This is a genomic window from Holdemania massiliensis AP2 (assembly GCF_000327285.1).
GTDB lineage: Bacteria > Bacillota_I > Bacilli_A > Erysipelotrichales > Erysipelotrichaceae > Holdemania > Holdemania massiliensis.
Genome location: NZ_HE998568.1, coordinates 781,075 through 800,851 on the forward strand (window position 1 = coordinate 781,075; position 19,777 = coordinate 800,851).

16 protein-coding genes are annotated in these 19,777 nt (G+C 46.9%); 8 read left to right on the forward strand and 8 right to left on the reverse strand.

Features of this window, described 5'->3' with window-relative positions; all coding sequences use genetic code 11:
• Positions 1-23: 23 nt before the first annotated feature.
• The 4 genes from BN162_RS17995 (at position 24) to BN162_RS11465 (ending at position 5,779) form a co-directional block, all read left to right on the forward strand.
• Positions 24-2,012, forward strand: coding sequence for a DUF6892 domain-containing protein (locus BN162_RS17995; RefSeq protein ID WP_020225247.1), 1,989 nt, complete (start codon positions 24-26; stop codon positions 2,010-2,012).
• Positions 1,993-2,346, forward strand: coding sequence for a hypothetical protein (locus BN162_RS11455; protein ID WP_020225248.1), 354 nt, complete (start codon positions 1,993-1,995; stop codon positions 2,344-2,346). The genes BN162_RS17995 and BN162_RS11455 overlap by 20 nt, the downstream gene beginning before the upstream one ends.
• Positions 2,321-4,087, forward strand: a complete 1,767-nt coding sequence (pepF, locus tag BN162_RS11460; protein ID WP_020225249.1) for an oligoendopeptidase F — start codon at positions 2,321-2,323, stop codon at positions 4,085-4,087. The genes BN162_RS11455 and pepF overlap by 26 nt, the downstream gene beginning before the upstream one ends.
• 222 nt (positions 4,088-4,309) lie before the next feature.
• The gene (locus BN162_RS11465; protein ID WP_020225250.1) at positions 4,310-5,779 is read left to right on the forward strand and encodes an ATP-binding protein; all 1,470 of its coding nucleotides are present in this window, start codon (positions 4,310-4,312) and stop codon (positions 5,777-5,779) included.
• 203 nt (positions 5,780-5,982) lie between these two features.
• Here BN162_RS11465 and BN162_RS11470 read toward each other — a convergent pair whose 3' ends face one another.
• On the reverse strand, positions 5,983-8,112 hold the full coding sequence (locus BN162_RS11470; protein WP_020225251.1) for an FMN-binding protein: 2,130 nt from the start codon (positions 8,110-8,112) through the stop codon (positions 5,983-5,985).
• A 165-nt stretch (positions 8,113-8,277) separates the two neighbouring features.
• Here BN162_RS11470 and BN162_RS11475 point away from each other — a divergent pair, with 165 nt between their 5' ends.
• Entirely contained in the window at positions 8,278-9,174 is an 897-nt protein-coding gene (locus BN162_RS11475) for a LysR family transcriptional regulator (protein WP_020225252.1), read from the forward strand.
• 76 nt (positions 9,175-9,250) lie between these two features.
• Here the strand turns inward: BN162_RS11475 and BN162_RS11480 are convergent, their stop codons facing one another.
• Positions 9,251-9,814, reverse strand: a complete 564-nt coding sequence (locus tag BN162_RS11480) for a metallophosphoesterase family protein (RefSeq protein ID WP_020225253.1) — start codon at positions 9,812-9,814, stop codon at positions 9,251-9,253.
• Between the two features lie 266 nt (positions 9,815-10,080).
• On the opposite strand from BN162_RS11480, the gene BN162_RS11485 reads away from it, so the two are divergent.
• Positions 10,081-12,048 carry an FAD-dependent oxidoreductase gene (locus tag BN162_RS11485; RefSeq protein WP_040452002.1) on the forward strand — a complete coding sequence of 656 codons (1,968 nt, stop codon included), beginning with the start codon at positions 10,081-10,083 and terminating at the stop codon, positions 12,046-12,048.
• A 109-nt stretch (positions 12,049-12,157) separates the two neighbouring features.
• On the opposite strand, the gene BN162_RS11490 is transcribed toward BN162_RS11485, so the two are convergent.
• The 3 genes from BN162_RS11490 to BN162_RS11500 all read right to left on the reverse strand — a co-directional run bounded on the left by BN162_RS11490 (position 12,158) and on the right by BN162_RS11500 (position 14,942).
• Positions 12,158-13,363, reverse strand: a complete 1,206-nt coding sequence (locus BN162_RS11490) for a PucR family transcriptional regulator (RefSeq protein ID WP_020225255.1) — start codon at positions 13,361-13,363, stop codon at positions 12,158-12,160.
• Between the two features lie 55 nt (positions 13,364-13,418).
• Positions 13,419-14,282, reverse strand: a complete 864-nt coding sequence (locus BN162_RS11495) for a DUF4438 domain-containing protein (protein ID WP_020225256.1) — start codon at positions 14,280-14,282, stop codon at positions 13,419-13,421.
• Positions 14,283-14,468: 186 nt separating this feature from the next.
• Positions 14,469-14,942 (reverse strand): hypothetical protein, encoded by a 474-nt coding sequence (locus tag BN162_RS11500; RefSeq protein ID WP_020225257.1) that lies wholly within the window; start codon positions 14,940-14,942, stop codon positions 14,469-14,471.
• Positions 14,943-15,273: 331 nt separating this feature from the next.
• Between BN162_RS11500 and BN162_RS11505 the strand changes: the two genes are divergently transcribed.
• On the forward strand, positions 15,274-16,047 hold the full coding sequence (locus tag BN162_RS11505) for a ZIP family metal transporter (protein ID WP_020225258.1): 774 nt from the start codon (positions 15,274-15,276) through the stop codon (positions 16,045-16,047).
• Positions 16,048-16,098: 51 nt separating this feature from the next.
• Here BN162_RS11505 and BN162_RS11510 read toward each other — a convergent pair whose 3' ends face one another.
• Positions 16,099-17,004, reverse strand: a complete 906-nt coding sequence (locus BN162_RS11510; protein WP_020225259.1) for a hypothetical protein — start codon at positions 17,002-17,004, stop codon at positions 16,099-16,101.
• A 125-nt stretch (positions 17,005-17,129) separates the two neighbouring features.
• Between BN162_RS11510 and BN162_RS11515 the strand changes: the two genes are divergently transcribed.
• Positions 17,130-17,729, forward strand: coding sequence for a TetR/AcrR family transcriptional regulator (locus BN162_RS11515; RefSeq protein WP_020225260.1), 600 nt, complete (start codon positions 17,130-17,132; stop codon positions 17,727-17,729).
• Between the two features lie 98 nt (positions 17,730-17,827).
• Here BN162_RS11515 and gluQRS read toward each other — a convergent pair whose 3' ends face one another.
• Both gluQRS and BN162_RS11525 read right to left on the reverse strand, forming a co-directional pair.
• Positions 17,828-18,778, reverse strand: coding sequence for a tRNA glutamyl-Q(34) synthetase GluQRS (gluQRS, locus tag BN162_RS11520; protein ID WP_020225261.1), 951 nt, complete (start codon positions 18,776-18,778; stop codon positions 17,828-17,830).
• Between the two features lie 141 nt (positions 18,779-18,919).
• Positions 18,920-19,774, reverse strand: coding sequence for an anti-sigma-V factor rsiV (locus BN162_RS11525; protein WP_020225262.1), 855 nt, complete (start codon positions 19,772-19,774; stop codon positions 18,920-18,922).
• Between the last annotated feature and the right edge of the window lie 3 nt (positions 19,775-19,777).

Here is a 19,777-nt window from a genome sequence, read left to right on the forward strand (position 1 = left end):
CGATCCGTCAGGAGGAAATAATCATGTTTGATCTTGATTCGCTGACTGAAACCGCCTTGGACATCCTCCGTTTTGACGGTGAAATTGGCGATACGCTGACGGAGCTGCGCAGGCATTGGGGCCAATCTGTTCCGGCACTGTTTGACGCTCGTCTCGATCATATCGTTTTGCAATACAGACCTTTTGAGCATGAAGTCGGTGTTCAGGCTTTAGGCCAGGAGCTGAGTGCTTTGGGTTGGGGACTTTATGACTTGGGTGAAGAGGATGAATACTTGTTTATCATGATTTCAGATGCTCAAAAAGACGATTTTGAAAAACAGTGCCGCAAAGCAAAGTACAACTTCAAACGGATGAAGCAGCGCGGCCGCAAGTGGGGGCAGCCGGCCAAAACGCAGAGTCTGCAGCCTGTCATGCCCTGTCAAGATGTTTATTTTCCGGATGACGCCTATTATACTATTCAGGAAATTGCCGGAAACTTTGCCAGCGGCATCTGGATTGCGAAAGAGGATGATCAGCAGGGAAAATTTGTCGCTGATCTGAGGAATTCCCCGCTCCAGCCTATCCGTGTTCAATGGAAAGATTTCCGGGAGTTGACCTATTCTCAGGAACTTGATTTTTATGCCGCGATCTATTCCTCGCCGTATTCCGATCACGTCATTGGCGGCAAAGATCCGGCCCGGATCAATGACTGGCCGGCGCTCACACCCAGGTCGATGAAGAAACTGGGCAGGCTGTACTGGTTCTGCGACCGGCTGTGCTGCGGAGATGAAGAAAGTCTTCTCTTCCTGACAATGAATGAGCGCGGCTGCGAAAACACCCAGCGGTTCATTTTATCCGCCAGCGATGAGGAATGTAAGCTGGCCGCCGATGGACAAGGCCGGATTTTTGCCCAGCGTCATCGCCGCGACAGTCGGCTGACCTGTTATGAAAATCAGGATCTGAAGGCTTATCCGTTTTTACGCATGAAAGATTATGATGCCCTTGGCAACAGCATCCCAATCCCTGGAACCTCCCGTCTGCTGATGATCAAAGAAACCTGGGGTGATGGTGATACGAAAGGCAATCTCTTTGATTTAGATATGGACAACGGACACTGTCAAATTGTTCCGCTGCCGGGCATGGGTGAGAATTTAAAAATCCGGCATTTCACTGGCGATTGGGTGCTGATTTATAATTCCGGCGAGGACTTCCGCACCGACTTTGCGCAGCTCTGGAACCCAAAAACAAACGAAATCCTGCGCATCCGATCCGGTATGTTCGGACTCCAAAAACCTGATCATATCGTGGCGCTGCCGGATGGTCAGGTTGTGATCACAACCCGGCATTCCCAGATTGGCAGTGTCCTTCATCAACCGGAAGATTTCTGGACATTTCTGCGCACAGCCAACAAGCCGAAGAAACTGGGAAAATGGCTTCGCTATTCTGCGTCCTACCCGAACATCCCCCACACCCTGCCAAAGTCCAGGGGAAAGTCCTGTCAATACAAGCTGTCCAAGTTGGTAGAGCCTGTGCTGAAATTCAAAAACCTGAATTTTAAGCTGGCGGTGATGAACGTGCTGATGTATGACAAGGCGTTATTGGAGCCCAAGTTTGACATCTGGGAATTTGCGGATGAATATAGCCGGCGCAGAATCGATCCGGAAACTGAGGGCTATGATCAAATGATTCCGGAAGCGGCGAACTGGTTTCGGCGTTACCCCATCCCGGCCCGACTAGCCTTGGAAATCACCCGAATTGATATGGACGGCGGTGATGAAATTAACTGTCAGCTTGCCCCCAATTGGGATGGGGAAGATGAGCTGTTTAATATTCAGGCCATTACTCCAGAGGAGTTAAGCCAGTTTCCGCGGCTTCAGCGGGCATCCATCTTTACGACTCAGGATCGCTCGGTTGTCCCCGTATTCCGCCAATGCGGAATTACAGTCGTTTCTGCCTATGACGTTCCTTTTGATATCGAAGATGCCGATGCTGATCCACAGGCAAACGCCTTCAATGAAAAAGGACAACATTAACGATATTCATTGCCCCCTGCGGGAAAACGGCATAAGCCTCAAACCTTTTCGGAAATTACAAAACAGAAGTTTTAATGACGAAAAAGGGAGAAGTTGTAAGCTGCCTGCCCCTTGGCGTAAGGCACCCATGTTGATCTTCGATGCTGAAAATACGTTGGATCTCGCCCCCTTTGCGTCAGCCAGGTCGAAAATAGAACTAAATATGGACTTTCGCTTTGAACAGGCGGAAGTTTTTTCTTTTCCAAGCAGGAAGAAATGGGGAAAATCGGGAAAGAATGATACAATAAAGGACAGAGGTGAAAATCATTATGGAAAGAAAAGACATACGCATTGAAGACACCTGGGATCTGAGCGGTTTGTTTGCCGATCAGGCTCAGTTTGACGCCGCTTTGGAACAGGCCAAAGCAACACTGGCTCAGCTCACGCAAAAGCAGGGACACATTACAGAAACCCGTGAGAGCTTCCGTCTGTTTATGGACAGTCAGGAGGCCCTGCAGCGGCAGTGTGAAAATCTGACGGTCTATGCCCAGATGCGGGCCGACGTGGAACCGGAAGACCCGCAGGTCCAGCAGAACCTGGCCAAATCAGTCACGTTCGTCAATCAGGTTTATGCCGCAACGACCTTTATTGATCAGGAGCTGATCGAACATCAGCAGCTTGTCGAAGATTATCTGAAACAGGACGACTGCGCCGATTACCGCTATCCAATCCAGGAGATTTTCCGCACGATCCCGCATCGTCCGGATGCCCAGACAGAACAGCTGCTGGCCCAGATGAACGATCTGTTTCAAAATCCGCAGAAAACATTTAAAGCCTTTGTGCCGGAATTCAAGCCGGTGCTGATTGATGGGAAAGAAGAATTTTTAAATCAGGCGATTATGAATCAACTGCTGCACAATCCGGATCGGGAAATCCGCAAACAGGCCTTTGAGCATTTCTATGAACAATATCGCCGGCATCAGAACGTCTTTTGTTCGACCTTGATCGGCCATGCCCAGGGTCAGGTATTGCAGGCCAGACTGCATCACTTTTCCAGCGCCCTGCAGGCCAGTCTGTTTGAAGACGGCGCCGATGTTCCGCTGTTCCAGCAGGTTCTGGACATCGCCAATCAGAAATATCATGGAGCATTCTGGCGGTATAATGAACTGAAAAAGAAGCTGATGGGTCTGGATGACTGCACCAGCTACGATTTGAACGTTCCGCTGGTTCAGTCTGTTGACACGCATTATGATCTGGATCAGTGCTTTGAAATTCTGGATCAGGCCTTAGCACCGTTAGGCAAAGAATATCAGGCGCTGTTGAAACGGGCGCGGACAGAACGATGGATTGATTTTTATCCGCACCAGGGCAAGCGTGGGGGTGCGTATTCATGGGGCACCTACGATTCCAATCCGTTTGTGATGACTAACTTTACAGAGGGATATGATTCCTTGAGCACGCTTGCGCATGAGCTTGGACATTCCATGCATTCATTCTTCTCGCATCGGGCTAATCGTCCGCTGTTGGCCGATTATCGGATCTTTGTCGCCGAGGTTGCTTCAACAGTCAATGAGGTTCTGTTGAATCAGTACATGCTTCAGCACAGCGATGATCCGAAAGTGAAAGCTTCCTTGTTATACAACATGCTGGAACAGCTGGTCGGTACGCTGTACCGTCAGCCGATGTTCGCGCAGTTTGAAGCGTGGCTGCACCAGCAGCTGGAAGCCGGACAGGCTCTGTCCTCTTCCGATTTAACAGACTATTATTACAAGTTGAATCAGGATTATTATGGTCCGGCTGTGACCGTGCATGAGCTGGAAAAATACAAATGCTATTCTGTACCGCATTTTTACTACAATTTCTATGTCTACAAATACACGATCGGCATGTCTGTCGCCTTATCCTTTGCCTCCCGCATTCTCAAGGGTGACACGGAAGATTATCTGCGCTTCCTCACCCGCGGCGGCAGCTGCGCTCCAATTGATCAGCTGATCGAAGCCGGGGCTGATCCGCGTGGGGAACAGGTTTATAACGATGCCTTCCGTTATTTTGAAGAAACTCTGGATCAGTTTGAGAAACTGATGGAAGAGATCTGATTCTCTGCGTCGAATTCCTCATTTTATAAAATCCGCTGTGTTCAAAGAAAAGAACATAACGGATTTTTTAGTTATTTCGATTGTAATTTTCATAAAATTGATCTAGATTAACTAATTTAAGTTTTTTCTTATCTAAAATCGATCTAAATCATTTTTTATTGCTTAAATATTGATTTATTCCCAAAAAAAGATTATGATTCAAGAAGAAAGTGAGGAAATATTATGCTGCCTAGTGAATTAACTGAGCTTGTCCAAAATATTGTTACTATGAAATGTGAACATCAAAACATTGAATTAAAACGAGCCAGTCAAGGAACGCCGGAGAAACTTTATGATACCTTGTCTAGTTTTTCAAATCAAACCGGCGGCGGTATCATTCTTTTTGGAATTGATGAAAAAAATGATTTTGCTTTAACAGGCGTTTATGATGCTCAGGATTTACAAACGAAAGTCACAAATCAGGCGCTTCAAATGGAACCTGTTGTACGCCCTGTATTTACAGTTGCTAGTATCAATGGGAAAACCTTAGTCAGTGCAGAAATCGCAGAGTGTGATATTTTTGATAAACCTTGCTTTTACAAAGGTGCAGGACGTATCCGAGGTTCTTATATCCGCGTTGGGGAAGCGGATATGCCAATGACTGAATATGAAATTTATAGTTTTGAAGTTTTTAAAAGAAAAATCCAGGATGAATTACGGATTGTTGAACGTGCTGATTTCAATAGTTTTGATCCCAATTTATTACAGGAATATTTTATCTCACTGCGGAAGGCAAAACCGAATTTAGCAAAACAATCCAACTCAAAAATTTTGCAGCTTCAGGGACTTGTTGATCATGATAAACCTACGGTTGCAGGTATACTTCTTTTAGGTGAATACCCTCAAGCCTACTTTCCTCAGCTCAGTGTTACAGCCATGGTTATTGATGGTACTGAATTTGCAGAATTGGGAACCGGCGGAGAACGATTTATTGATAATCAAAGAATTGAAGGAACTTTAACACAAATGCTGGAGGATACTTTAGCTTTTATCCGCAGAAACACAAGAAACTCTACGATTATCGACGACGACGGAACACGAGCAGATCGCTCAGAATATCCCATGATTGCCGTGCGTGAAATTATTCTTAATGCTTTAATCCACAGAGATTACAGCATTCACACCGATCATTCACCGATTCGAATCATACTCTATCGCGATCGTTTGGAAGTCGAAAATCCTGGTGGTCTGTATGGTCGCATTACAGTGGATGAATTAGGAAAAACGGCTGCTGATACCCGCAACCCATTTATAGCAAATGGCCTGGAAGTCATGCTGCAGACAGAAAACCGTTTTTCCGGTATTCCAACCATCATTAACGAAATGGAGCGGGCAAATCTCATGCCTCCTGTTTTTGAAAATCGCCGTGGTGTATTTAAAGTTACGCTTTACAACAAGCTAAGATCGTCCATTTCATCGGAATCGCTTTTGGAGCAGAGTTCCATGCAGAAAATTTTACAATATTGTATTCAGCCGCGTAGTCGCGCAGAAATCACAAGACACCTAGGATTAAACAGTCCTTCCTATGTCACTGCAAAATATTTACGTCCGCTGATCCAAACGGGAAAATTGCAGCTGACGATTCCTAATTCACCGAAGAGTAAACATCAGAAATATATTACTGTTCCACACAGCAAAAATACTTTTATTTAACAAATGCGATCTTTCTTTTCTCGATTTCACTTCAAACAAGACTGGGTTGATTCATTTTAAAACATACGCCATTTATGATATTTTAATCAGAGCTGCCTTTTTAGAAATTATGGCTTTTCTTACCAGAACTTTGATTGAAAACTTCAACATGCTCAACAAAAAAACCTCGCAGCGAGGTTTTTTCGTTTTTCAAATACACTTTATTATTTTGCCATGCCGACAGCTGCCGCCGCTTTTCCACCTAAATAGCCGGAAACAAAGGTCCATGACTGAGCCTGTCCACCCCATGGCGTATACGGTTTTCCTTCAATGTTTTCCACACCCATGGAATCTGTACCTACCGCAAAAAGATTGTCAATCGGCGTACCATCCTGGCGCAGCACATTCATATTGACGTCGACATCCAATCCGCCGACCGTTCCGTAAGTATAACCGGAAACAATGACCGCATAGTAAGCCGTATCTTCCCCGCCCAGGGTTTGCGCAAGAACCGCCGCATCACAGCCGATCTGATCTGCCAGCGCTTGAATGGAATCGGCTTTCAGAACATTTTTATACTGCATTCCCACTTCCAAAATGGTGTCTAAATCCGCAATCGGCTGGCCGACTTCAAAGCTGCCGCCCTGGCCCATAAACATGCTTGTTGCCGTGGCAAAATTATCCGTCAGTCCGGTGTTTTTGAAAGCTTCCATCTGATCCGCGGAATAAACGTTATAGTATTTATACTCCGGTATCATCGCTTCGGAAAGGGTTGGATCCAGGGCTTCTCCTTTGACGGTTACACTGGTTTCTCCTTTGACCAGAGCCAAAGCCGACAAAATAGCTTTCTGATCGGCTGTCAGATCATCGTTTTTGATCAGATTAGGAACCTGCAGAATATGGATCATCGGATCAACGCCCATCATATACGTTGTTCCCCCGGCTGCCAGTCCCATCTGAATTCCTGTTCCATCATTGACTAGGGAAGCGACCGTATTCGGCATAGCACCCCAGTTTTCCAGAACCATTTCTTCATTGCCGATATAACCGCCGGTTGCCAGAATGACGGTATCCCCATAAATTTCATAGGTCGTTCCATCGTAGGAAACAGCTTTGACGCCTGCAACCTGATCGTTGTCAAAAATCAGTTCCTCCGCTGTCAATTCCAGCTGATAACCATTTTTCTCATTCAGCGACACGGCTTTATCCATAGCCCGGTTAAACTGATTGGTCTTGGTTGGGCCAAAGATATTGGAAGTGCTGTTCTCACCGACGTACCGTGTCCAGAACTGCGACCATTCCGGCTTCGCAAAGCTCATGATCATTCCCGCAAACTCAAAGCCGAACTGATCGATGTAATAGTCCAGATAAGTTCCGCTGTTATACACTGCTTCATGAATGATATCGGCCTTGTCTTCGGTTTCGACATAATCAATCCAGGTCTTGTAAACATCATCCGGATTGGCAAAGGCAACATCCTTGTAAGCCTCATTGCGAGAATTGATTACCATCGGTCCGGTTGTCGTTGCGGACTGGCCGCCCAGTTTGGCGGTCGTTTCAATTCCGAAGACCGCAGCCCCGGATTCCGCTGCCGCGCAATAGGACAGAATTCCGGAACCGCCCAAACCGACAACAATGACATCATAGCCTTCCAGCTTCACCGTATCCTGTTTCTTCTCCACTGGGGTCTGCCATTGAGCCGGATCGCCGCCTGCTGCTGTGATCGCCTTAGCAACGGCATCCCGAATCGCATTGGAAGTGGCCGTCGCACCGCTGATGTTGTCAACGGCCAGACTCTGCGCTTCGATCATCCGCGGAATCAGCGTGTCAAAAGCGGTCTGCGCCATTTCCCCAGTTTCGCTTTCATGTTCTTCCGTAATCGTTACGGCTTTGATTTGATTTTGTTCAATCGTTACCTCAGCGCTGATCTGTCCTGTCCAGCTGTAGCCCGTACTCTTCACTGAATAGGTTCCATCTTTCAGATCCGCTTTCGCGGTTTCTTTTCCCTGCGCCTGATCCAGAGCCAGACCCACCGCGGTCTTAACCGCATTGCTGGTCACGGTTGCCCCGCTGACCGCGTCAATTTCCGCACTGTTCGCCGATTTTACTGCAGCCGCTAATGTTTCCAAGGCCGCTCCGCCGATCGTCGGTGTTTCATCAGCACCTTCCAAAACGACATTCGTGATTGTCTGAGCGTCGGTAGTGATCGTTGCTGTGACTTTCCCGCCGAAACCCTGGGCTTCAGCACTGTAGGTTCCCGGTGTATATTTGCCGGTTTCTGTCTTCGGCGTCTGGCAGGCTGTCAAGGACAGCAGCAGAACCGCGCTAAGAAGCAGTGTTGTGATCTTCTTCATCATTTCCTCCCCGTTTCTTCTCTGTTCGTTAGAAACTGACTTCATTGTATTTGATTTTATTTTCACATGCAATCAACCTTTTTCTTCGCGACTGAAACTTTAAGTTTCACTCCAGGTTGACAAGCCGGGTTGTGAATGCTTAACTTAAACCAGGAGTGAAATAAGATGGAAATTCGACAAATGATTTATTTTAAAGAACTTGCAGCATGTCTTAGTCTTCCAGCTGCAGCTCGGGCTTTGTATATCACGCCCCAGGCCTTAAGCAAATCCATGCGTAATCTCGCCCAGGAGTTCAATACTGAAATTTTCTATCGAGAGCATGGCAAACTGTGTCTGACAACCTTCGGTCAGGCGCTGCTGAAAGAAATTACCGTTCTGCTCGATCAGGTATCTGCCACGGAGGAGCGTTTAAACAATATGGCCAGTCAGGAGAACAGTCATCTCCGTGTTGCCTGCAGTCATGGAATTCTGCAGGGGAGCTTCTATGCCGTCTTCGATGATTTTAAACATCAGCATCCGGAAATTGAAATTGAATTTTTAGAATTGCCGGATATCTTTGCCGAACAAATGGTCGAACAGGAGGACTGTGATCTCGGTCTATCCATCAATCTGCCAAATAAACCGGAATTCTTTGAAACCACCCGGCTGCAGCATTATCAATTATGCGCTGTCGTTCATCCCGAGCATCCGCTGGCAAAACAGAAAATAACGACATTAAAGGACTGTGCTCAGTATCCGCTGATCACCAAGAATCGGATCTTTAAAATCTGGCAGACTGTTGAACAGTGCGCTATGAAGCAGCACCTGCGTCTTTCTTATGCTCTGACCTCACCCAATGAAATTGCCTGGAAACAATTAGTCCAGGACAATCAAGGGGTTGGAATTGGGACTACTTATTATCTGAACCCCAACCAGCCAGAGGAACTGCCTGCGATTCCTTTTGCCGAACCGGAACTGACATGGGATATCTGCCTGATCCGCCGCAAAGATCATTATTGTTCCCGCAGCTGTGATCTGTTGATTCAAGCCTTGAAGGAGGCACAAGATCCGGATATTCAGTAAATTGCATTCGTACATCAGCGGTTTTGTTCAGTCAGTTTATTTTCTGATCAGGAGGATCGCAGACTTTTTTATAAAATCAGAAGCTAATAAATTCGATGCTTTCAATGTTTTCTTCGATTTCAATCAGGACATATTGTCCTTCGCAGACAGCTCCAGGATTGATGATCATTTTGTTTTCAAAGCGTAAAAGCGCGGGCTTATGGGTATGTCCGCAAAGAATAAGATCTGCCCCACTGGAATAAACTTTATTTTTCATCGCAGACAAACTGTCTGTCATCGGATAATCATGCACACACAGAATACTGCAGGAATCCAATTTGAATTTCTTTTCCTTATTCCATTTTTGTATTGCCTTTAACGTGATTGGATTCATCTTGGCTTTAGCTTCTAATGCTTCCTGGCGACAGAGTGCATTCAGCGTGGAAACATCGTAATCCTCACATAACCACTCATCCGTATTTCCCATAATCCAGACATCAGTATGCAGCTGAGTCAACAATTCCCAACACGCGTTCGGATCATCACCCTCTGTGAACAAATCCCCTAAAAACAGTATTTTATCTGCAGCTGAAAGCTTTCCGGCGATGGATCGGAGCTTTTCATCCTTTCCATGGACATCACTGAGAACGGCCAGTTTCATTGACCTCGGCCTCCTTTTAGTTTCTTTGTATTCAGTGTAGCACAAATCTGAACTAGAGATTATCCCCAAATATTTAAAACGGATATTCGAGTCAAATATAATTTTATAAGTTCACTTCTTAGCTTCCTCGCCAAAAAAAAGTCCCTCTTTTGTGCAATTAACCAGAAACGCTTTCACTCACTTGTAAATCTGTTCACATTTTTTATAATGAAGACACAGAAATGAGTTCCGGCCGGATTTCAAACTGTGAAGAAATGAGGGAAATAATGAAAATGAACAGAAAACGCTCAGCACTCTGTCTATCTGCTTTCTTATTATGTTCGTTAATTACGGGCTGCGCTGTAAATCAGGGAAACAACGCAGTTCCTCCGCCTTCGCCGCAAACCGCGGACGCGGATGTCATCGTTGTGGGTGCGGGGCCGGCCGGCATGTCTGCCGCCTTAAGCGCTGTGGAAAATGGAGCTGAAAAAGTAATTTTGCTGGAGCGCCGCAATACAACCGGCGGCACTATGACAAATACCAGTGGTTCCATGAGCGGTGCAGATACGATTATTCAGCAGCTCGACGGTTATACGGAAGATTCCCCGGAACTGTATTACGAAGATATTGCGCATTTTGCACTGAACAACAGTGGCCGGCCTAATCTAGATATTATCTGGCTGTACGCCAACGAATCCAAAAATGTTGTAAACTGGCTATGGGAAAATGGACTAAACGATAATGAATACACAACCATGCCGGATGGCAAGAAAACTGTTTTTGCCCCGGAACATGACCTTTATAATTATCCTCGGACCTATAAGCCGCTGCCGGATAATCCGGAAAAGTACCGCGCGGCCATCCATGAGGTCATGGATGAAATGCTGGCGCGGACGCCAGAAATTGAAATTCGCTTAAATACCCAAGGCATGAAGCTGATTCCTAACGAAAACGGGCATATTCTTGGGCTGGAAGTTCAGGATCTGACAAGCGGCGAAACAACGACGCTGCAGGCAGCCCGCGGTATTATTATGGCAACCGGCGATTTTGCCGGAAATCCGAAACTGATTTCCTACTACAAGGAAGGTCTGGACAGTGTGCTGACCGCAGGTCTGAAAGAATGCGACGGCAATGGTCTGCGCATGCTTCAGGAAGTAGGAGCCACGCTGACGTATAACATGGACCGCATGGCAACCCTAGCTGTAGGTCTGGAAAATCCGCTGGCCCCGGGTACCGGAAGAATTATGGATACTAAGGCAATGTATGCCGGCGGAATCAACGTCAATCAAAATGGCGAACGCTTTGTGGATGAAACACACCGCCAGCAGGTCGTCCGTGAACGGGCACTGGATGCCCAGCCAGGCAATGTTATGTATGAAATTTTCACCGATAAGATTCGCGATGATCTGTTAACGACCATCCATGCGCCGATGATGCAGGTCTACTTCATGAGTGATGCTGGAAAAAGTTATGTGATCGAAGCGGATTCAATTGAGGAACTCGCTGGGAAGATCAATGTACCTGCCGACACTCTGAAAAAAACCATTGAAGATTACAACGCCCATGTTGACAGTAAGGAACCTGATGAATTTGGACGTGAATTTGTATTGAATGATAATCTCTACAACGCTGCCATCAACAAAGTTGAAGGCGATAAATACTACTGTGTTCCGATCAAATCTCTGCTGATCGCAACTTCAGGCGGCATTAAACCGAATGTCATGATGCAGCCGATGGATAAATTCGGCACTGCGATTCCAGGCGTTTTTGTCGCCGGAGCCGTTTCCTCCTTCTGGGGCGGCGGTGCAATGAGCGGCACGGCCATTCTGGGCGCCAGTTTCATGGGCAGAGAAGCTGGAAAGAACGCGATGACGATAGACTATATCGAATCGTATAAAGTTCAGCCCGCTGATGACAGCATTCCTGCCGAGTACTTTACCGCAGATTCATCGCCAACCGCTGTACAGCGCTATGATATGGAAAAAACCTTTAAGGATGGAACTTATGAAGCAACAGTGGACGGCCAGGATGGGCCGATGACGGTAGAGGTCATCATCCAGGAAGGCAAAATCAAGGCGGTTACGGTTAAGGATCACAAAGAAACGGTGACCGTCGGCGGTCCGGCGTTAGAAACGCTGCCGGCTGCTATTGTTGAAGCCAATTCGATTAATATCGATGCCATTTCCGGCGCAACGCTGAGCAGTGAACGACTGTTCCAAGCTGTCGCTGCCTGCTTAGATGAAGCCTCGCAATAAGATCATGAATTCTTAGTTCTAAAACTATGAATAAAGGCCTCTGGTGTTGTATCCATCAGAAGCCTTTTTCATTTGATTAGATTATCTGAGCAATAGAATTATTTCATTTTCAGTGATCTAAATTCCGGCTGCGGAACTGATGCAGCTTATATAAAGCAAAGGAGAAATACAGTTTCAGCAAATCCTTGTTGACTTCCAAATCAACGCCGAACAATTCGCGAATCCGTTTCATGCGGTAGACTAACGTGTTTTTGTGCATAAACATGGCTTCGCTGGCTTTTTGAAGATTAGCATCATTCACAAGATAATACTGGATGGTTTTCAGATATTCTGTGCCGTTCTTTGCATCATAATCCAAAATTTCCTTGAAACTGACGGTCAGATAATTCTCCCACTGTTCAGGTTCGGCAAGATCGGCCACTGCATAAAACTTATAATCATCATAATTATGAATAGCTTGCTTGCGTTCAGCATAAACCGCAAATCTGGTCGTAGTTACGGCTTCCTGCACCATCCATTTCAGCTTCCATAAATCCTGAGCACAGTCGCTGACGCCATAAACGAAACCATACTGATCATGCAGCTGAATCAGAAACTGGGTCAGCGCTAAGGGAAGCTGCTCACCTTCACAAAGCAGAAAAACCCGGCCTCGGGCGCGAAAAATCCAGTCAACCTCCGGACGAGCGCGAAGCTGCGCTGTCATCACCGATTGAAACCGCGGATCATTTTCATATTCCGCGGAATGCACATGAATCACACGATATGGAAAAAAACGTGTCAGCGGACCTCCTGCAAGCCGTTTCTCCAAGGCGGAGGCATTCGCTATCCGATCATCAATTAAGTCATTAAAAACATAGACAGTTGGACGACGCTGATCCACTGCCGCCGTTTCCAGTTCCAGCATTCCGGCAATTGCACAGGCATCGGCAATGGTCCGAACCAGCTCCAAGTCCAGATTTTCTAAGCTGTATTCAACCTCCGGAATCATCAATGTACCAATCCACCGATCATTCCAAATGGCTTTGCAGACAAGATGCCGCCGGCGAAAAGCTGGATTCTGACTGAGGAAGGGAATAGGATCGGCAATTTTATCCAAAGCCTTCTTGTTCAATTCGGCAGAATTGAGCTGAGCATGCATTCGATCTTGAACATCATCAGCAGGATAATTAACGGAAAAAGCCTGTGGCTGATGATCGTGATCGGCAAACATAATCGGATTGTTCAGCAGCTGGGCCCCTTGATCCACCAGATCCTGCAGACGCTTCCCCTCTTTCAGCAAGGTAAGAAAAACGCGGGAAGGTATTGTTTTCTCCATAAACTCTCCTTTCCTTCAGAAAGGCCGGTTCTCAATTGAAAACCGGCAGCTCTGTTTATTTTTTAAAATTAAGATATTTCGCCAGATTTGCACTCGGATCCAGCTTTGCCTTGATCTTCGGCTGACGGCAGCTCATCAGCACCGTAACCCCCGGACCATGTCCTGAAATGTAGCTGTCACCATGAATGATGACACCGATGGTCACCGCTCCCTGGCAATAATCCGGGCCGTGATCATTGCAGTGATCCTGAATCATCACGATATCTCCGAACCGCAGTTCCTGCAAGCCTAATTCCTCAAAAGACTTGGAATCCCGCGTCATGATGTCATAATCCCCACTAAGCATGGTATCGCTGCCCAGACCGGAACCCATCAACGCTGCGGGAATGACTTTGGTAACTGGAACAATTAGACATCCGTCCACTTCTTCGATTCCCATTTTATTAAGCAGCTGTGGATCGAGATTCATGACCGTAATCTCCGGATAGTCAGTCAGTGTCATACCCTGACCACAAGCCTTCACTAAGAATTTATCATCAATCGTCAGTTTCTCCAGGACTTCCTGTTCAAACGCAATCATGACATGGTCAATTCCGCCGTGCTTTCCGGTAACATAACCGATTGCCCCTTTGGCCTCACCCGTGATCACCTTGGCCTGATTGCCAACGCAGGTCAGCGTGTTGTAGGCCATATCCATCGCCGAATCCGGATTCTTTGTACTGACGCCCGGCTCCACATGATCGCCGGCCAAGCCCATGCAGCCATCCCCAATCTGGAAATTATATGTAATTCCTCCGGTAGCCGGTAAAATCCAGGGTCTTCCATCACTGCCGGTGCGATATTGACGCTTCATGATCGGCGGATGCACCTTGCCCTCCACTGACTGCATGACCAGTTGTTTTTCATTAAATTTGATCATTTTCTGTCCTCACTTTCTGTTGGCCTTATTATACCATTTTATTTCCATTACGTATGAGATTCCAGTTCATAAGCTTAAAAACTAGAGAAATACGCTTAGGCAGACCGATTCGCTAGAAAATTGAAAAAGCCAGTGCATTCTCAATCACACTGACTTTCTTACTCCTTCGCAGCGTTGCTTTACAATCTATCGGATGCGCAGCGATTCAATTCGCCAGCCTTCATCCGTTTCCTTAAAGTTGAGCAAAAGCCGAACTTCCTTTTCTTCAGTGGTATAAGTAACCGTGACATCAACATCGCCGCCGCTGAGCTGTTCCACGGATGTGACCTGACGATGCTCTGCAGTGCTCTCTTCTTCACCGATTCCGAGAAATCGGTTAAAACCTGTTGGCATGCGATTGGCGACAAAATTGGTTATCCCCTGGTCTGTCATCACTGGCTTCAAGTGTTCCACCAACGCTTTATTCCACTCTTCCACAAGCTGGGAAGCCTCTTCCTGCGATGTTTTCTCATCTTCAACTGCTGCGGAAAGCTGCGGCAGCGTATCGACTTTTTGTAAGAACAGTTCCGCCTGCGCTTTCAGTGTCTCTTCCGTTGTCGGTTTAGCCTGACATCCCAACAAGCATAACAGAATGGCCACAAAAACAGAGAATTTCTTCATTTTTTACCCCTCCTTTCACTGACGATCTTTCATAATTCTGCCTCATGATATCGCGATCCTTTTTTCAGATATTCCTTATTTCTCAACTCAACGATATCTGAGATTCCACAAGCGTGAAAAGTTGAAACTAAAATGTCTTACTGTTTATTTTATTATACCTGAAATTGCCGTTTTTTTCACATTCAACTTCACTCTGGCGATGAAATTTACAGGTATGAAAACAGTCCTCACAAGGACTAGGGAATAGGAAAGCGGGCAGACTGGAAACGAACAGCGAATCAATCTTGACACGTTTGATATAATTAAAGACGCTGAAAGGAAGGCGATCCTTATGTTTGCTGCTGTGTTATTAACGTTTGTCGCGGGAGTGCTGGGCACCTTGGCTGGAGGAATTCTCGGCCTGCGCATTGATCCGCGGTCTTCAAAATCATTAAGCTGCCTGCTAGCCTTTTCCGCCGGAATGATGATCAGCATGATCTGTTTCGATCTGATGCCGGAAGCCTTGGAGGAAGCCGGATTAACGATAGCGGTCATCGGGTGTGCGCTGGGTGTGCTGCTTTTATTAAAATTTGACGGCGTCTTCCACCATCATGATCAGCAGCCGGATGAACTGGATGATCTGCATCATCACCATCATGCGATGGAAACTGTCAACAATCAGAAACTGACCCAGTTAGGTCTGATGATGATCGCTTCTGTTGCATTGCATAATTTCCCGGAAGGCATGGCGGTCGGTTCCAGTGCCTTGTATGAAATCAAAACCGGTGTTATGATGGCACTGCTTCTGGCTCTGCATAATCTGCCGGAAGGCATGGGCATGATTGTTCCGCTGCGCAGCGGCGGCGTCAGCCGGGGCAAAGCACTGCTTCTGGTAGCCCTGAGCGGACTGCCGACTTTGATCGGCGGTATAGCCGGTGTACTGTTAGGTTCGATCAGTCCGGTTTTCATCGGATTTACCCTGGCCTTTGCAGCCGGATGTATGTTGTATGTCACCTACTACGAAATCTTACCGCAGGTCACGTTGATGGACAGCGGACGCCGGCCTTTGGTATTCCAGCTGACTGGTTTTCTGCTAGGGTTTGTGCTTATTTCAATAATGGGTTAAGGAAAAGCAGATTTGAAAGTTTTAAATCCTTCAAATTCTGCTTTTTTTTACTTATTCTGCCGGATACGCCATACCCTGACCGGCCGCAATCAACTCACTGGCTTGTTTGATCAGGTTCAGATAGTTAGGTGTTCCTGCTAAGGTCGCCCCTGTCGTCACATCCGCAACAACCCATTCACCGGCTTCATTCTTCACAATATCCGTGTTTTCAGGATAAGTTCCGTAATTCGTGCCGTGGTCATAAACATAATTTTTTATCAGTTCAATATTGCCTGGGAAAGTGATTGGACTCGGCCAGAAGCCAACGCCGTGTTCAATCGAGGCCTTCGTACCGATTTTAATTTCCACCGCCGGCTTTCCCTCACTATCCAGCAGCCGTGCCGGCTGAGCCAAACTTGCATGATACCAGGCGCCGCCTTCCTGTGTCGTGATATATTCCATAAATTCCATGTCTGCGCCGTTCACCGCAGAAGTATAGGTCACTTGATCATTCTGCACGGTTCCAGTCCAAACCAGTCCGTTCAGTTCAAAGGCTGCCGGAACCTGAATTTCACCGACTGTGAGAATGGCATCCCCCAGAGCCGCCGCAGATTCATCGGTTAACACTGCCCAGCCTTCCGCACCAGCGGCAGTTACCGGAAGCAGAGCCTCCTCAATATCAATATAGACTACTTCCTGTGTTTCATCATTAACATAGACCGTCGTTTGAATTGAACTGTCTACTGCATCGCCTTCCTGGTTATAGATCCCGTACACTGTCGCAAATGACATTTTCATGCCTTCCGCAGCCAGCTTCTCGATCTCAATATTGCGGTATTCAACAGCCGGTGCTTCCGGAGTTGAGGTTGGCGCTGGGGTGGTTTCTGGGGTTGGCGCAGATGTTGGCGCTGGTGTCGATGAACAGGCCGTCATCATCAAGCCGGCCAGCAGGAACAAAGCAATTGAATTTTTCTTCATTTTTCCCCCCATATTAGTACGCTGTACTAATATGGATTCTAAACACTTTTTCTTGCTTTGTCAAGCCTGTTCCCCAGTTTGCCAGAAACTTCAGGGCATGCTAGAATGAGGGGCAGGTGATCATTATGAGAGAAAATCTGAAAGAAGCGATTCTTCGCACAGCCCAAACTTTTTTCAACGAAAAAGGGTATCAGGAAACAACGATGCGGGACATTGCCGGTGCGCTCAACATCAGTCTAGGCAATCTGACCTATCACTATCATAAAAAGGAAGATCTGATGATTGCGCTGCTGCGCTGGCCAGATTTTATGAACCAGGCTCCGGCATCCAATTTTGAAGAATTCTTTGCGTTAATCAGGGCGATGATCGACAGCCTGATCGTCAATCGTTTCTTCTATACTGTGGATGAATTAGGGCGAGCAACACCCGAATTCTACCGGCACAATGTCAACGCCGTCAGTCAGATTGAGGAACATCTTGAACTTTCCCTGCAGTGTCTGAGCGATCAAGGCTGTCTGGTTCCCTGGCGCAGTGAACAGGAGAGGCATGCTTTTACCCGCATGATCATGGACAGTCACCTGATTTGGATCAAGAATTCATTCTACCGGCTTGAAGAAGATCAGATTTCATATCCGGATTTTTTAACCATTCACTGGTATCTTCTGGAGAGCCACGTACAAAAAGAAAAGCATGCGGAATACAGGCAATGCCTTCCTTTTGAATAAATTCATTTTCTGTTCCTATTCAATCTGCATTTTTCTCTCTATACTAAGTGCACTACGATTCAATCAGCGGAAGAGTTATTAAGATCTCCGCTGTTTTTTTATCCAATTTTATAGGAGCGTATAAAAAGGGTTTCCGGCACAAAGATCGGCTCCCGTTTTACTTTGGCCCAGTCAAAGTCATGAATCAGCGCCTTGGCTTCTATGGCTTCCTCACTTTCCCGCAGGCCGAGCAGCCAGGCCAGCTTGCCGATCAACTCCGGCGCACTCCACCGCCGGCGCAGTTCTCCTAAATCCAGTGCCTGATCGCGCTTGGACAACCGCTGTCCCTGAACGTTCATTAAAAGCGGAATGTGGTAGAATTTTGGTTCCGGCAAACCGAGACAGCGGTATAAATAAAGCTGACGGGGTGTGGATGACAAAAGATCCAGACCACGGACCACTTCGGTCATTCCCATTAAACCATCATCAACCACAACTGCCAGTTGATAAGCGAAAACACCGTCAGAACGCCGCACAATAAAATCGCCGCAGGTTTGATCTAGATGCTGAATGATCTGTCCTTGAAGTCCGTCGGTAAAAGATATCGGTGCCTTGTTAACGCTTATCCGCAAGGCAGGGCGCCGGATTTTGGCCTGCGCAAGACGTTGTTCCTCACTTAAATTCCGGCAGCGTCCGCTGTAAAGCAGCTCGCCATCTGTTCCATGCGGCGCACTCGCACTGTGCAGATCCGCTCGGCTGCAAAAGCAGGGGTAAATCAAATTCTGCCGCTGCAGCTGATCCAGTTTCGCTTCATAAATTGACGTTCGTTCACTTTGCCAAACTGGTTCCTCATCCCAATCCAATCCCAGCCACTGTAAGTCGGACTGAATCCATTCAGCATATTCCCGACGGCTGCGCCGAGGATCGAGATCTTCAATCCGCAGCACCCAATCGCCTTGCTGCGAACGGACTGACAACCAGCTCAGCAGGGCCGCACATACATTGCCCAAATGCATTCGCCCGCTGGGGCTGGGCGCAAATCGTCCCCGTACATTCTCTTTTGCTTCCACTTCAACCTTCCCCTCTGCTTTTTCACCTTTGGAGTTTTCCCACAGAATCAGAAACCTGATTTTTTCTTATGATAGCGCGTTTATTCTTAAAAGTAAAACAAGCTGTCCAAAAAATGACAGCCTGTCTTATCATCAAAAATTCTATTTTAACAACGGCAGATCCAGAATGAATTCCGGAGTCCCCGTAGCTCCCGGAGCAATTTCATATTCATCAAAGACAATCACAGCTTGGCGGTTCTCATTGATATAAAATTTCTGATTCTCACTCAATCCAGTATAACCACCTTCTTCGTTAAAATCAAAGAATGAGGTCGGATCCTGGGCCAGCCGCTGTTCAATCTGAGAACGAACTTGCTGATCTGCAGCAGCTAAGTTTTCTGATCCGATGACTTCAGCCAGCGTCAGTTCCTTTCCGCTTTCCAAATCCAAATTGAAGAAATACCGCTGTTCATAAGCACTAGCCATCGTTGTTGTGGTATCAATTGAAAAGCTGACCAATGCACCTTGATTGTAATAAATCTGATAGGCGGCATAGAAATCCACAGGATGATAGGTTCCTGTTTTTCCTTCCGCATTGTTTTTCAGATCTTCAGCCTGCGTCCGGGCTTCCCGGGATAAATTTTCCAGTTCTTCTTCAATCCGCTGATTAATCTGTTTTTCAAACTCCGGATTACCGCTGTTCTCCACCTTTGGCAGCGTAATGTGAATCACTTCATTGACGTCTTCCTTCTCAATCTGAACGCCGGTTACAATTCTCAGAAATTCACCGATCACGGGCAGATTGGCCACCGTCTGCGCAAAGACGGGAGAGCCATGCATCATGAGGGTGAAGCAGGCAGCCGCGGCTGCCAAACTAATCAATCCTTTTTTAAGCCAATGCTGCCTTGGCGACGACTGCCGTCCTTCTCCAATCGCTTGTTTTACCCGAGCCTCCAGCTGTGAGGGAATGGGCTGATTCTGATATTCTTCTCTGGCTTTTTTCCAAGGTTCCTGCATAAT

What these genes read in the sequence shown, in the direction of transcription:
- BN162_RS17995 (WP_020225247.1), top strand. Translation starts at nt 24, where the DNA reads ATGTTTGATCTTGATTCGCTGACTGAAACCGCCTTGGACATCCTCCGT.
- BN162_RS11455 (WP_020225248.1), top strand. Translation starts at nt 1,993, where the DNA reads ATGAAAAAGGACAACATTAACGATATTCATTGCCCCCTGCGGGAAAAC.
- pepF (WP_020225249.1), top strand. Translation starts at nt 2,321, where the DNA reads ATGGAAAGAAAAGACATACGCATTGAAGACACCTGGGATCTGAGCGGT.
- BN162_RS11465 (WP_020225250.1), top strand. Translation starts at nt 4,310, where the DNA reads ATGCTGCCTAGTGAATTAACTGAGCTTGTCCAAAATATTGTTACTATG.
- BN162_RS11470 (WP_020225251.1), bottom strand. Translation starts at nt 8,112, where the DNA reads ATGAAGAAGATCACAACACTGCTTCTTAGCGCGGTTCTGCTGCTGTCC.
- BN162_RS11475 (WP_020225252.1), top strand. Translation starts at nt 8,278, where the DNA reads ATGGAAATTCGACAAATGATTTATTTTAAAGAACTTGCAGCATGTCTT.
- BN162_RS11480 (WP_020225253.1), bottom strand. Translation starts at nt 9,814, where the DNA reads ATGAAACTGGCCGTTCTCAGTGATGTCCATGGAAAGGATGAAAAGCTC.
- BN162_RS11485 (WP_040452002.1), top strand. Translation starts at nt 10,081, where the DNA reads ATGAAAATGAACAGAAAACGCTCAGCACTCTGTCTATCTGCTTTCTTA.
- BN162_RS11490 (WP_020225255.1), bottom strand. Translation starts at nt 13,363, where the DNA reads ATGGAGAAAACAATACCTTCCCGCGTTTTTCTTACCTTGCTGAAAGAG.
- BN162_RS11495 (WP_020225256.1), bottom strand. Translation starts at nt 14,282, where the DNA reads ATGATCAAATTTAATGAAAAACAACTGGTCATGCAGTCAGTGGAGGGC.
- BN162_RS11500 (WP_020225257.1), bottom strand. Translation starts at nt 14,942, where the DNA reads ATGAAGAAATTCTCTGTTTTTGTGGCCATTCTGTTATGCTTGTTGGGA.
- BN162_RS11505 (WP_020225258.1), top strand. Translation starts at nt 15,274, where the DNA reads ATGTTTGCTGCTGTGTTATTAACGTTTGTCGCGGGAGTGCTGGGCACC.
- BN162_RS11510 (WP_020225259.1), bottom strand. Translation starts at nt 17,004, where the DNA reads ATGAAGAAAAATTCAATTGCTTTGTTCCTGCTGGCCGGCTTGATGATG.
- BN162_RS11515 (WP_020225260.1), top strand. Translation starts at nt 17,130, where the DNA reads ATGAGAGAAAATCTGAAAGAAGCGATTCTTCGCACAGCCCAAACTTTT.
- BN162_RS11525 (WP_020225262.1), bottom strand. Translation starts at nt 19,774, where the DNA reads ATGCAGGAACCTTGGAAAAAAGCCAGAGAAGAATATCAGAATCAGCCC.